12 protein-coding genes are annotated in these 13,377 nt (G+C 35.7%); 8 read left to right on the forward strand and 4 right to left on the reverse strand.

Going from position 1 to position 13,377, the window contains the following annotated elements; all coding sequences use genetic code 11:
• Positions 1–3 precede the first annotated feature (3 nt).
• The 4 genes from M2265_RS01230 to ispE all read left to right on the forward strand — a co-directional run bounded on the left by M2265_RS01230 (position 4) and on the right by ispE (position 2,722).
• Positions 4–630, forward strand: a complete 627-nt coding sequence (locus M2265_RS01230; protein WP_021189679.1) for a histidine phosphatase family protein — start codon at positions 4–6, stop codon at positions 628–630.
• A complete protein-coding gene (locus M2265_RS01235) occupies positions 623–1,351 on the forward strand; it encodes a menaquinone biosynthetic enzyme MqnA/MqnD family protein (RefSeq protein WP_132768454.1) in 729 nt (242 codons plus the stop codon). The genes M2265_RS01230 and M2265_RS01235 overlap by 8 nt, the downstream gene beginning before the upstream one ends.
• A 96-nt stretch (positions 1,352–1,447) precedes the next feature.
• Complete coding sequence (locus tag M2265_RS01240) at positions 1,448–1,861, forward strand: NUDIX hydrolase (protein ID WP_237682737.1); 414 nt, start codon at positions 1,448–1,450, stop codon at positions 1,859–1,861.
• 45 nt (positions 1,862–1,906) lie between these two features.
• Positions 1,907–2,722 carry a 4-(cytidine 5'-diphospho)-2-C-methyl-D-erythritol kinase gene (gene ispE / locus M2265_RS01245; RefSeq protein WP_132768452.1) on the forward strand — a complete coding sequence of 272 codons (816 nt, stop codon included), beginning with the start codon at positions 1,907–1,909 and terminating at the stop codon, positions 2,720–2,722.
• 179 nt (positions 2,723–2,901) lie between these two features.
• On the opposite strand, the gene M2265_RS01250 is transcribed toward ispE, so the two are convergent.
• The gene (locus M2265_RS01250; protein WP_132768450.1) at positions 2,902–3,744 is read right to left on the reverse strand and encodes an ATP cone domain-containing protein; all 843 of its coding nucleotides are present in this window, start codon (positions 3,742–3,744) and stop codon (positions 2,902–2,904) included.
• A 63-nt stretch (positions 3,745–3,807) separates the two neighbouring features.
• A complete protein-coding gene (locus M2265_RS01255) occupies positions 3,808–4,596 on the reverse strand; it encodes a sulfite exporter TauE/SafE family protein (RefSeq protein ID WP_132768448.1) in 789 nt (262 codons plus the stop codon).
• A 106-nt stretch (positions 4,597–4,702) separates the two neighbouring features.
• On the opposite strand from M2265_RS01255, the gene M2265_RS01260 reads away from it, so the two are divergent.
• The 3 genes from M2265_RS01260 to M2265_RS01270 all read left to right on the forward strand — a co-directional run bounded on the left by M2265_RS01260 (position 4,703) and on the right by M2265_RS01270 (position 9,325).
• Complete coding sequence (locus M2265_RS01260; RefSeq protein WP_021189673.1) at positions 4,703–5,002, forward strand: DUF2892 domain-containing protein; 300 nt, start codon at positions 4,703–4,705, stop codon at positions 5,000–5,002.
• Between the two features lie 238 nt (positions 5,003–5,240).
• On the forward strand, positions 5,241–6,458 hold the full coding sequence (locus M2265_RS01265; RefSeq protein WP_132768446.1) for a DEAD/DEAH box helicase: 1,218 nt from the start codon (positions 5,241–5,243) through the stop codon (positions 6,456–6,458).
• 257 nt (positions 6,459–6,715) lie between these two features.
• On the forward strand, positions 6,716–9,325 hold the full coding sequence (locus M2265_RS01270; protein ID WP_132768444.1) for a BamA/TamA family outer membrane protein: 2,610 nt from the start codon (positions 6,716–6,718) through the stop codon (positions 9,323–9,325).
• A gap of 77 nt (positions 9,326–9,402) precedes the next feature.
• On the opposite strand, the gene M2265_RS01275 is transcribed toward M2265_RS01270, so the two are convergent.
• Entirely contained in the window at positions 9,403–9,729 is a 327-nt protein-coding gene (locus tag M2265_RS01275) for a hypothetical protein (protein ID WP_132768442.1), read from the reverse strand.
• A gap of 141 nt (positions 9,730–9,870) precedes the next feature.
• On the opposite strand from M2265_RS01275, the gene M2265_RS01280 reads away from it, so the two are divergent.
• Positions 9,871–11,097, forward strand: coding sequence for an NAD(P)/FAD-dependent oxidoreductase (locus M2265_RS01280; RefSeq protein WP_132768440.1), 1,227 nt, complete (start codon positions 9,871–9,873; stop codon positions 11,095–11,097).
• Positions 11,098–11,175: 78 nt separating this feature from the next.
• Here M2265_RS01280 and M2265_RS01285 read toward each other — a convergent pair whose 3' ends face one another.
• Positions 11,176–13,341: a S46 family peptidase gene (locus M2265_RS01285; RefSeq protein ID WP_132768438.1), complete on the reverse strand. Its 2,166-nt coding sequence runs from the start codon at positions 13,339–13,341 to the stop codon at positions 11,176–11,178.
• Positions 13,342–13,377 lie beyond the last annotated feature (36 nt).

Below are 13,377 nucleotides of genomic sequence, written 5' to 3' on the forward strand. Positions count from 1 at the left end.
ATTTTGAAAAAGACTTTTTATTTTATTCGCCATGGACAAACTGATCTGAATTTGAAAGGTATTGTTCAGGGACGTGGCGTGAATTCTCCTCTAAATGAAACGGGATTGGCACAGGCTCAAGCTTTTTATGATGCTTATAAAGATATCCCGTTTGATAAAATTTATACCTCAACCTTGTTGAGAACACATCAAACAGTAGAATCTTTTATTAAAGATGGTATTTCTTGGCAAGAGCTCGAGGGCTTAGATGAAATTAGTTGGGGAATCTACGAAGGTAAAGAGCAAGACGAATCTATCATGAGTGGATTCAATGCGCTGGTATCAGCATGGAAAAATGGTGAATTGGATGTCAGTGTAGATGAGGGGGAATCTCCTAATGCATTGATGTTACGTCAAAGTGATGCCATAGCACATATGGTTAAACAAGAGCATGAAGAAACCGTACTTGTCTGTATGCACGGTCGTGCCTTACGTATTATTCTTTGCCTATTGACAGGTGTAGATGCCTCAAAAATGGATGAATTTCCTCATACAAACACTGCCTTATATAAATTAACGTATGATAATGATCAATTTGAAATCATTGACTATTATAATACGAAACATCTAGAGGTATTGACAAATGGATAAAGTGAGAGTATCGGCAGTTTCGTATACGAATACATTGCCGTTTTTAAATGGGATTAGACAATCTGCAGTTTTAGATCAGATCGAATTGAGCTTGGATAATCCGAGTGTATGTGCCCAGAAAGTAATTGATGATAAAGCTGATTTGGGTATTATTCCTATAGCAGCGTTATTAAGTCTTCCTCAAGCGCATATCATCACCGACTACTGTATCGGTACGGAGGGGGCTGTTGATTCGGTTTTTATTTTTTCCCATAAACCGATTGAAGAAATCCAGACATTATATCTGGATCAGCAATCACGCACTTCTAATGGTTTAGCACGCGTGTTGTTAAAGCATCACTGGAAGCGTCAAGTTAAACTTGTTGCCAATATAGATGAGGCGGATGCTTATGTCTTGATAGGAGACCGAACATTTGGCAAAAAGAATGAAGTCCCTTATGTTTACGATCTTGGACTTACCTGGAAAGAATTTACAGGTCTTCCTTTTGCGTTCGCAGTTTGGGTCAGTAAAAAGCAGTTACCGGAAGCATTTATCACTTCATTTAATGAAGCTTTAAAACTGGGAGTTTCACATTCTGAAGCTGTGATTCCAGGATTGCCTGAATATAAAGATTTTGATTACCGTCATTATCTTACATCAAGTTTGAACTATCATCTTACAGCTAAAAAGCGAGAAGCTATTGAAAGATATTTAACACTTTTAAAAGGTTTAGATACATAATAGTGTTAGAAATGAATATATAAAAAGCGATTATGGAAATAGTCGCTTTTTACTTTATAACATGATGCCACTTATGGCATCTTAAAACGAGAAACTATGAATACGATTTATTTAGCAGGTGCAATGATTGTTGATGCTGATAATAGGCTTTTGGTTGTAAGAAAAAAAGGCTCATCCTATTTTATGATGCCTGGTGGTAAAATTGAAAAAGGTGAGCTATCTTCTCAAGCCCTTATTCGCGAGCTAAAAGAAGAATTAGATCTGGATATTTTATCACGAGATTTAGAATATATGGGCTTTCATGAAACCGAAGCAGTTAATGAAGCTGATACGCTCGTTAGAGGTGAGGTTTTTAGAATAGAGTTTAAGGAAAAATTAGTTATAATACCACAGGCAGAGCTTGAAGAAGCAACTTGGTTGACCGTAGATAATTATAAAAATTATAAATTAGCACACCTCATTGAAGAATTTACAGTTCCTATCTGGTTAGCAGGTACTTTTGAATATTAACATAGAATCCATAATTTTATCACTGATCTTTATTAAATATCTTTTATGCTATCTTTTCCAAATGCTAAAATAAACTTGGGTCTTCATATTGTAGGTAAGCGACCTGATGGTTATCATGATTTAGAGACGATCTTTTACCCCGTTAACCTGTATGACGCTGTTGAAATTGTTCCACTAAGTTCCGGTAGTACAACTTTTTCGTCGGAGGGTATTGTGATCCCTGGAAAGGGTATGAATTTATGTGAGCGTGCATATCATTTAATTCAACAAGATTTTGATATTCCTTCGGTTGCTATTCATTTATTAAAAAGAATACCAATCGGAGCTGGGATGGGTGGTGGATCTGCAGATGCAGCTTATGTGCTTAAAATGCTAAATGATCAATTTGAGCTGCAACTATCTGTTGTACAACTGGAAAATTATGCGAAGCAGCTGGGCGCAGACTGTCCATTTTTTATTGAAAATAAACCGGTGTATGCAACTGGTATTGGGACTGATTTTGCTCCTATTGAGGTCAATTTGAGCGCATACTATATTGTTATAGTGAATCCTAATATTCACATATCTACCGTTGAGGCTTATAGCGGAGTTGCTGCCAAAACTCCTGAGTTTGATTTAAGGTCCATTATTCAGTTGCCAATCCAGGAATGGAAGTATTATCTGAACAATGATTTTGAACTAACTATATTCGAGCAATTTCCTAAAATTAAGGAACTTAAAGATGCAATGTATTCATCTGGCGCATTATATGCCGCGATGTCGGGCTCAGGTTCTTCTGTGTTTGGAATATTTGAAAATCCTGTTGTGCTGGATGATTTAAAAATTTATGGTGATATTTATTATCCGATTGATCTATCATAAGTGTTATCTAATTTTCTTAATGGAATTGGAAGAAATGTGTTGATTTTTTTCTGTTAGTAGATTATTGAAAGTAGATTATTTTATATCTTATTGTCGCTTTATTTCTTAAAGAATAAGGCGACAATAAGAACTTTATTTTGGTTTTGAAGGCTAAGTAGGTGCGTACTAAAGCTTTGATTTTACTCTTCTTCAAGTTTATAGTCAATTAATTCTCTAGCCTCTTCAAGTACTAACCTTAACTTTTCGGAGTCTAATTTTAGCGACTTGAGTGCTTCTTTATTATTGATAATATCTTTCACGAGTATGATCTGGTTCTGTAATAAAGTTTTCTCTTCTACATCTGTAAGGGTTGTGAGGCAGGTTACAGGATAAAAAACAGCTTTATCCACTCTTTTTTTTATGCTATTGTCTGTTGGGTAGTCCCATGAAAGAAAATTGACGTTATAGTACTTACCAAAGTCCTTGGAGTCTGAAGTTAAATAGGCATTGGTAACGAGCCATCCTTGCGTGAATTTTTTATTTTGACCGAAGAAATGATAGGATATATCACTGATATCTTTAAATCGGGATAAGAAATACATGGGAGTTGTCACTGAAATTTTCGCATCTATATCATTTCGAAATTTGCACTCTATGGCCAACATCTCGTTTCCTTTCGATGCAACAACGTCTATCTCGTGAGAAACTGCGTGGCCTTGGATTGTTTGTCCTGTGGTGCTTTCAAAACCATATTCTTGAAATAAGCGTGCGATCCATTTTTCGAAATAAAAACCTTCAGGACCTAATTCTCGAAGTGCTTTTTTTAGGCTATATCGAGCTGCAAAAGAATTTCTTTGTGATTTTAGGGCTTCAAAAGCTAACTGATATAGCTCTCTTGTGCTTATCCCGTCAAATAGTTTTTCTTTGATTTGTGTATAAACTTTTTCAACTTGTTCATTGTTGGCACCAGATCGCGTTAAAGAATGACGTAAGCTGTCACTGTTAAATGGAACTAGTTCTCCAGAGTATTTTTTTACCAGCATATTAGATTATGGTTACAGTTTAATGTACTCCTGCAATTTACTTGCCATTGCTATTAAAAGTAGCTAAAAGAGTTCTTTAATTAAAATATAAATACCAACAATAAATATAAACCAGCCGAATATGGGCTTTAGATGATCTGTTTGAATTTTTTTCTGAAGTTGATTTCCTATTCCAACACCCAAGGTTGTTATGGTAAGCAGCTTGAACAGAAAATTCCAGTCTATCGTTATATGATCGATATCGCCAAGAAAACCAATAAGAGAATTGATCGTAATGATTGATAATGATGTGCCTATTGCTATACGTATAGGCATATGAAGCAATATAACTAAGGCCGGTATGATCAGAAATCCTCCTCCAGCACCTAAAAAACCGGTTACAAGTCCAATTCCAATGCCCCATGCAATCATCTTAATGGTATGTTGTTTAACTGGATGTTGAGGGCTAGATTGAATTTTCTTGTTTTTTATCATACTCCACGAAGATCCGAGCATCAATGTAGCAAATGAGATCATGGTTAACGTTGATTTTGTAAGCTGATAATGGTTGATCTCTAGAATAACTTCGGGTATATGGACCAGTAAAACTTTACGGACTAAAAGTACAACGATAACAGAGGAAATTCCGAAGTATAATGTTGCCCGGAAATTTACACATTTTTCCTTTGTTTTGATGAAACTTCCTATGAAACTTGTACTTCCAACAATAAATAGGGAATAGGACGTTGCTAGTGTAGGATGTATATGGAATAGGTAGACTAAGACTGGTACTGTCAATATGGAACCACCAGCACCGATTAATCCGAGGGTGATACCGATGAAAATAGACAAAGTGTACCCTATAATTTCCATCGTTGCAACATTGTGTGGCCAAAGAACGGAATAATTATTAGTAAACAAAAACAAAATAGTGTACTGCTTGTTATTAATTACAGAAGAACTTATAAATTTTATACATATGGGCGCGATAGTAGATAAAGTAATAAGCAAAGTAAAAAGTAAAATAGACGAAGAATGTGAGAATGGTACTATTGAGACTTCAGAACGTATCCTTTCTGTTGTGGCTGGAGGTTTTATATTAGGTGCGGGTGTTCGGTATTTGATTAAACATCCACTAACGGCACTTTCTGGATTATCTTTGGGTGGTGCTTTAGTTTACCGTGGTATAACTGGAAAATGTGCAATAAAAAAAGCCATTGAAGACGATGTAGAACGTGTAGAAGTTATTGAGCATCGCTATTTTGTGAAAAAAGACTAATTCGCATTTCTAATTTAGGTTTATACAGAGGGGGTCTAATATGTAACGTATTGGACCTTTTTTAATTCATTACCTTACGTAGATTTTTTCAATTATTTATTTAGCATTAAATTAATTTAATAATTCCCAGCTAATTCATGAATTTTCCAGTAAAAAATCAATCTTTTGGATTTTCTATGCGGTAAATTAGAAAAAAAAGCCTACATTATCCTGATTTTTACAGTAAAAGAAAAAAATATTGAAATTCACAGAATTTGGTTTAGCACCTTCATTGGAAGAAGGCTTAGATAGCATGGGATATGAAGATGCAACACCCATACAGGAACAGGCCATACCTGTTGTGTTGCAACATAAAGATCTGATCGCTTGCGCGCAGACTGGTACAGGGAAGACAGCTTCTTATTTATTGCCTGTTTTACATAAAATAGCTGAAGAACAATCCGATTATATAAATACTTTAATTTTAGTTCCTACCAGAGAGCTCGCTTTGCAAATTGATCAGCAAATCATGGGGCTTGGCTATTTCACTGGGGCAACTTCAATTGCTGTTTATGGTGGTGGAAATGGCATGGATTATGAACAGCAACGGACAGCAATTAAAGAAGGAGCAAATATTATTGTTGCTACTCCTGGACGTTTAATAGCGCATTTAGCATCAGGAAAACTTCATTTTAATAAAGTAAAACATTTCATATTGGATGAAGCAGACCGTATGCTCGATATGGGATTTCATGAAGATATTATGAAGATCATCAGCTTTTTGCCAAAAAAGAGACAGAATCTTTTATTCTCAGCGACGATGCCAGGTAAAATCAGGACATTGGCGAAGCAGATCTTACATGATCCGACCGAGATTAATATTGCCTTATCAAAACCTTCTGAAGGAATTAATCAACAAGTTTATATGGTTTATGATGACCAGAAGACGGCATTGATACAGCATATTCTTACTAATCCAACTTATACGAGTACGATTATTTTTGCTTCCAAAAAGGAGTTTGTCAAACGGTTGAGTACTGATCTGCATAAAAGCGGTATCGCAGTAGAAGCATTCCACTCTGATTTGGAGCAAGCACAACGTGAAGATATCATGAATCGTTTCAAAGCAAAGCAAATAAACGTACTAATTGGTACAGATGTGATTTCTAGAGGTATTGATATCGTCGGTATCAGTTTGGTTATCAATTATGATGTTCCTCCAGATCCTGAAGATTATATCCACCGTGTTGGCCGTACAGCACGAGCCGCGACAACAGGAACAGCTATTACTTTCGTAAATCAGAAAGATCAGCCGCGGTTTGCAAAAATTGAAGAGCTTATCGGTTCAAGTATAGAAAAATTGGATTTACCCGAAGGTTTTTCTGCAGGACCGGTTTATGATCCAACACGTTATTCTGATCAAAAGAAGAAACCTTCTAAAAAGAAAAAATTCAAGAAGTTCGTTAAGAAAGATTAATTAAAAGAATTTGATATTTAGGTTTGCCCCCGAAGAGTTAGATGCTTTCTGGGGGCATTTTTATGGCAAAACATCCAAAGTGCAGTGCTGCAGTTATACTGTAATTTGTAAAAGAAAAAGTATAAGGCAAGTCCTATAACACTATTCTTACAACCAAATGTGATGATTTTTGTTGACTTCTATTGAAAAGCAGAAGTGCAATTAAATTTTTTACTGTATTTTAGTTTCAAAATTGACCTCGTATTAATTATTACCGTATGAATAATCAAAACCTTCATCTTAAAAAGCATGTCTACAGCATTGTAAGTACACTATTGTTCATCACTAATGTATCTCATGTATGTGGGCAGTCGTCATTTAAAATGGAAGGTGATTCGGCAGTTGCCATGATCGATCCTACATATGATCAAGTGAGTAAGTTGCATCGTTTCTGGTTAGGTGATTCTTATCGTGAACTATACAATACGCCGGTTAAAATGCGGGTCATGCATCTTCAAAAGGAACTTGGCGGTCTTACTGTTGTCAAGCTTGGTGGAGGTATGCAAACACAATCGCTACGTTTAAGAGACAGTACGGGTAGAGAATGGGTTTTGAGGTCTATTAATAAATTTCCAGAAAGGAGTCTGCCTGAACATTTGAGAAATACGATTGCAAAGGATATTGTTCAGGATCAAATTTCAATTGCTCATCCATTTGGAGCGCTAACTGTACCGACTTTTAATCGTGTATTAAAAATCCCACATGCTAGTCCAGAACTGGTCTTTGTTGGTGATGATCCTGGTTTAGAAGAACACCGTGCTGTATTTAAAAATAGAGCTTATATGTTTGAGCCAAGAGTACCTTTGGAGGATGAAGATGCGAAAACTGACAATACACTTAAAGCGCAAAGAAAGTTGGAGGAAGATAATGATATTCAAGTGGATCAGCGTTTAACATTGCGTGCAAGACTACTTGATTTCATTTTAGGAGATTGGGATCGTCATGAGGATAATTGGCGATGGGATTCTAAAAAGATTGACGATAAGAAAGTGTATAGTCCAGTACCAAGAGATCGTGATAAAGTATATTATAAAACATCGGGTATACTTCCGGTATTACTATCCATGCAGTGGCTGAAAGCGCACTTGCAACCTTTTGGTGATCATATTCGCAATGTCGGTCAGTGGAATTTTAATGAAAGGCATTTTGACCGTTACTTCTTAAACCATTTGGATCGAAAGGATTGGAAAGAGGAAATCAAATTTGTACAAACGGTTGTTACTGATGCCGTCATAGATGAAGCAATAGCACAGATGCCAGATACTATTGTACGATTGGGTGGAGAACAGCTTAAGGGTCATATACGTGCTAGAAGAGATAATCTGATGTCTACTGCTTTAGATTATTATGGTGATCTAGCAAAGAACGTTGATATCGCCACTTCAGCTAAGAATGAGTTTTTATATTTTAACTATCATACTGACGGTTCGCTTGAGCTAGAAATCAGAAATAAAAGGAAAGATGGATCTGAAGGAAGGAAACTGGTTAAAAGAACATTCCTTCCGAAGGAGACAAAAGAATTACGGATTTATGGGCTTGATGGTTCAGATGTATATGATATTCGTGGTCAAAATAAATCGAAAATAAAGCTTCGGTTGATAGGGGGTAAGGGGAAGGATGATTACCGCATAGATCCTAATTTTGAGAACGGTAAACTTGTTTATATTTATGATGATAAGGAAGTTCAACCTAATTTTAAGAACACGCCTTTTATAAATCTAAAATTGTCAAATGATACCTTAGTGCATCGTTATGATCGAAATAGTTTCAAATATGATCGCACCGGTGTGTTGGCTTCTTTACAATATGGAGTAGATAAAGGCCTTTTGTTCGGGGCTGGTTATTTGATCGAAAAACAGGGCTTTCGAAAAGAACCTTATGCTTTTAAACAAGAGTTTTGGGCGCATTATACAACTGGACGCAAGTCCTTTAGTTTTAAATATAATGCCGATATTAAATCGATATGGAATAAAAATGACCTCTTGATTCAATTGGAATCTGATGGACCTAAAAACCAAGAAAACTTTTTTGGTTTGGGAAATAATACAGATTATGAACAGCGTAAAGAACGTGGGATTCAATATTATAGAAACCGATATGACGTTATTTATGCCAACTTTTTATTGAAGAGAGAATTTGCTGAAAACTGGAAATGGAAGATGGGTTCTTCTTCAGAATTTATTATGAGCCATGAAGAAGCTAATGAGGGACATTTTTTTGAAAAGTATGCCGCAGAAAATCCAGCTATACCTGTATTTGGTAAGTTTTTCTTTACAGGAATTCTAGGATCTGTTCAATACGATAGTCGTGATCAAAAAGATAATGCCAAAAAAGGTATTTTCTGGGATAATCTTATTGAGGCAAAGTCACAGTTAAATAGTAATGATAATCAATTTATAAGATTAAGATCTATTTTCAACTTTTATAAGACTAATGAAAGCGACTGGATAACTCTTGCCAATCGCACTGGATTTGAAACACTGATCGGTGATCCATTAATCTTTCAATATGCGCACTTAGGAGGTGAAAATAGCCTTCGTGGCTTTAACTCGAAACGTTTGAGTGGACAAACTATGCTCTATAATAATTTTGAGTTACGTTTTAAAGTTTTTAGTTATGATTCCTATTTGGTTCCTGGCACTGTAGGACTTATTGGTTTTCACGATGTGGGTAGAGTTTGGATGAAAAACGAATCCTCTAGTCGCTGGCACATGGGGTATGGCGGTGGCTTTTATTTTATTCCTGCTGATCTTTTAGTTATTCAGGCTGTTGGAGGTTTTTCAAAAGAAGGATTTCGTCCTTATTTAAGTATTGGTCTTCGTTTTTAAAATTACTTAAAATATTCTCCATGGATTGCAAAACACTGAGTTTGATACAATTCATGGAGAATATCGTTTTAGACTGCTTATTCTTTTCCACCAAAGGTCACCAGCACCATTCCTATTACAATGATTGTAGAACCAAGGATCTGCATCCAGGTCAAAGGTTGTTTAAAAACAAGAGCCATCGCCAGCTGAACTGTTAAAAATGTGCCCCCTGAACACAAGGCAATTACAATCGGCTGTGGAAATGTTTTGAATAATTGAATGAGAAACCAGCTTGCAGTGATTAGAATTATATTACCCGCAACTAACGCTGACCAGTGGTATTTTGGGTGAATTCCGCCATATTTAAAAATAATAGTTGAAACGATCTGACAAATCCAAAATAATAAGAAATAGAGATAATTCATGTCTGTGATTTACTGTTAATGATCCTTCAAATCTAATTGAATTTTAGGAAATACGAATTATTATTTTCATTTGTTGGTGTTGTTTTTCTTTTAAGAAAAAACAAATTGCCAAACCCAATGTTGTAATTGTAAATACAATTTATGGATTTATACGCAGGATTACCTTTTTGGATTATTAAAAATGCGCTTTACGATTATAACAATCCCTTAGAAAATGATTATGAAATTGATGTGGCAATTATTGGTTCTGGTATTACAGGAACACTAGTTGCGCACGAGCTCTGTGAACACGGTATAAAGTGTGCTATTTTTGATAAAAGAATCGTATCAAATGGCAGTACGGTTGCTAGTACAGCACAGCTGCAATATGAAATTGATGTTCCTCTTCATGAAATGATTAAGGACATCGGAGAAGCTCGTGCAGTTGGCGCTTATCGTGCAAGTTTAAGGTCTATTACAGATATCGAGCAAGTATTTGAGAAAACAGGTGTGAAGGGTGATTTTAAACGTGTCTCAACATGTTATCTGGCAAGTGATCAAGCAGGATGGAGTAGTATTAAAGATGAATATGAGGCGAGGGTGAAACATGACCTTCCTGTTCGTTTATTAAATAGGAAAGCATTAAAGAAGGAATATGGAATTGCAGGTCTTGGCGCATTATATAATGATACATCTGCACAAATGGATACTTATAAGTCTGCGATCGGTATTCTTAAGTATCATCAAAAAAAACATCAACTTCCAATTTTTTCTCCAGTTCAGATCGATCATTATCATGAAGTGAAAAATGGGTATGAACTATTGACGAACAATGGGTTTAAGATTCACTGTAAATACGTGATCATTGCCGCAGGATTTGAGGCGGGTCAATTTTTGCCAAAACAGGTTATGAATCTTAATTCAACCTATGCTTTAGTTTCTAAGCCTATTCATACAGGTCAATTTTGGAAAGAAAGAAGTTTAATATGGGAAACTGCGGAACCTTATTTCTATATGCGTACAACCGCAGATAATCGTATCATGATGGGAGGGGAAGACGAGGAATTTAGAGACCCTGATAAACGGGACCGTTTGTTAAAGGGAAAAGTTAAAAAACTGGTCAAAAAATTCAATAAATTATATCCGGATATTGCTATCGATGTCAATATGGCGTGGTGTGGTACTTTCTCTTCTACAGCAGATGGTTTGCCATTTATCGGTAGCTGGCCCGGTAAAAAAAGAATGCTTTATGCATTGGGATATGGCGGAAATGGTATTACATTTAGTATGATTGCCGCACAGGTGATCCGAAATATAATTTTGGGAAAGAAAGACTACCGTACGGATATATTTGGGTTTGGAAGATTAACAAACGATGGAGATTTATAGTTTGGTTTGAGATTTAAATAATAATAAAAGGCTTATCGGAAATACGATAAGCCTTTTATTATTTGTTGCAGGTGATACTTATATACCCATTTCTTTTAATATAAATTGAGCATTGTCAATTTTGTCTGCTACCCATAGTACGTAACGGATATCAACACCTATCGAACGGCTATAACTATCGTTCCATGCAAAATCATTAATGGTTGCATCGTATGAGCGGTCAAAATTGACTCCGATCAATTCGCCATATGCATTCATAATAGGAGATCCTGAATTACCTCCGGTCGTATCCATATTATAGAGCATATTAACAGGTACATCGTTCAGTTCTTTCTTAACATATGGTCCAAAATTCTTGTTTTCCCAAGCAGTTTTTATTTCAGCTGGATATTCAAAATCTGCCTCTCCAAGATTGCCTTTTTGTATAATACCTGCTAGTGTTGTAAATGGCTTCATGTAAGTAGCGTCAACAGGAGAGTAACCTTTTATGTTTCCGAATGTTAGTCTCAATGTGGAGTTCGCATCAGGAATAAAGTTTTTAGACTGGTACAATTCCTTAACTGCTACATAATCTCCCATCAATTTATTTAACACTCCATCTCTTCTTTTTTGCTCAACAGCAAATTGCTGAATATCTTGTTCTAGTGACGATTGAAATTTCATTAGGTTATCTGAATAAGCCAATAGAGTAGTCCTATTTGATAAAATATCATTAAATACTGCTGCGCTGTTATTTAATTTCGATTCTGTAATAAGCTCCCCGGCATATGCACTTGCAAGATTATTATCTTGGAACTTCAGTTTTTGAATTGTTTCGATTTGATTGTTCCCTTGGAAAGCATGTGCGTCAGCTAGCATCTTAGCAAAGATACGGAGATCTGCATACATGCTGTAGCTTTCGTAGATACCTTTTAAGTTTGTTTTTAACTTATTAATATTAGCTTCAAAAAAAGCATTTTGATCTTGTGATGTACTTTGTTGTAGCATCGCTGCTTTAAACGTATTTATCTCTTTTGCAACGCGCATTAAACTCGTGCTCGTGTAGATATTATTCATCCACATTTCCTTGTAGACGTCTTGATTGATTAATTTGTATAGGCCATCAATATCATCCATCAGAGTACCATATTTATTTTTTAAATCTGATTTGCTATTGATAAAAGTACTTAGCGCTTGATCTTCTTTTATTTTGGTATTTATTAAATCAATATTACGAAGACCTTTTAGTTTTCCTTTATAGTTTTTTAAAACATTAGCGTTTCTTTTAATACGTGTCGCTAAGTAAAGGGCGGCATCATTATCTGTTTTTCCTGCTTCGTACATGCGCTCATTTTGAAATTCATACAAATTAGAAACATAAGGCAGTAAAAAATTTTGTTGATATTGAATATATTGCGCAGGACGGTGTCTAAATGTTTTACCTGGATAACCTAAAATGAAGACGAAATCATTCTCATTAACACCTTTTGGGTTTACTTTTAAAAACTTCTTCGGTTGGTAAGGGACATTTTCTTTTGAATATTTTGCAGATGCCCCATCTTTACCAACATAAGCACGTAAGAATGAATAGTCTCCTGTATGTCTTGGCCAGATCCAGTTGTCGGTTTCACCTCCAAATTCTCCGATGTTTTGACGAGGAATATATACTAAGCGTACGTCTTCAATTGTTTTATATCGGAATAGTACATATGTCTTACCGATAAACATTTCAGAAACTTCAGCTTTGATCGTTGGATCCTGTTTTTGAGCCTGTTCTACCAGTTCTTGTTGCTTTTTCTTAATAATTGTTATTCTTTCGGATGGATCCGTGATATGTGCAACTGCCGCCAGAATTTTCTCAGAAACATCTTCGTAAGAGTCTGTAATACGTATAGTTAGTCCTCTTGCTTCAATTTCTTGTTCATGTGACTGTGCTACGAAACCATTTTTAAGATAGTTGTTGATGGGAGTACTCGCAAGCTGTACTGCTGAGAATGCACAGTGATGGTTCGTGATGATCAATCCACTTCCTGATACAAATGAACCCGTACATCCGCTTACTTGTACTAAAGCATCAACTAGTCCAACTTTTCCTGGATTATAGATATGCTTTTCATTTATTTTTAGTCCCGCATTTTTCAATCCCGCTTTATTCAATTCGCTAAGAGGAAACATTCCTTCGTCAGGAGATTTCGCATGGATAGTAGGGGCAGCTGTTGCTAAAAGTAGGAGTAAACTCCAGGATTTTGTATTCAGTAACTTCATGTTTGTTTATATATTATTAAATAGGATTGTTCTGTC

The organism is Sphingobacterium kitahiroshimense (assembly GCF_025961315.1).
Classification (GTDB): Bacteria; Bacteroidota; Bacteroidia; order Sphingobacteriales; family Sphingobacteriaceae; genus Sphingobacterium; species Sphingobacterium anhuiense.

Coding starts and splice junctions, on each gene's coding strand:
- M2265_RS01235 (WP_132768454.1), top strand. CDS start 623: ATGGATAAAGTGAGAGTATCGGCAGTTTCGTATACGAATACATTGCCG.
- M2265_RS01240 (WP_237682737.1), top strand. CDS start 1,448: ATGAATACGATTTATTTAGCAGGTGCAATGATTGTTGATGCTGATAAT.
- ispE (WP_132768452.1), top strand. CDS start 1,907: ATGCTATCTTTTCCAAATGCTAAAATAAACTTGGGTCTTCATATTGTA.
- M2265_RS01250 (WP_132768450.1), bottom strand. CDS start 3,744: ATGCTGGTAAAAAAATACTCTGGAGAACTAGTTCCATTTAACAGTGAC.
- M2265_RS01255 (WP_132768448.1), bottom strand. CDS start 4,596: ATGGAAATTATAGGGTACACTTTGTCTATTTTCATCGGTATCACCCTC.
- M2265_RS01260 (WP_021189673.1), top strand. CDS start 4,703: ATGGGCGCGATAGTAGATAAAGTAATAAGCAAAGTAAAAAGTAAAATA.
- M2265_RS01270 (WP_132768444.1), top strand. CDS start 6,716: ATGAATAATCAAAACCTTCATCTTAAAAAGCATGTCTACAGCATTGTA.
- M2265_RS01275 (WP_132768442.1), bottom strand. CDS start 9,729: ATGAATTATCTCTATTTCTTATTATTTTGGATTTGTCAGATCGTTTCA.
- M2265_RS01280 (WP_132768440.1), top strand. CDS start 9,871: ATGGATTTATACGCAGGATTACCTTTTTGGATTATTAAAAATGCGCTT.
- M2265_RS01285 (WP_132768438.1), bottom strand. CDS start 13,341: ATGAAGTTACTGAATACAAAATCCTGGAGTTTACTCCTACTTTTAGCA.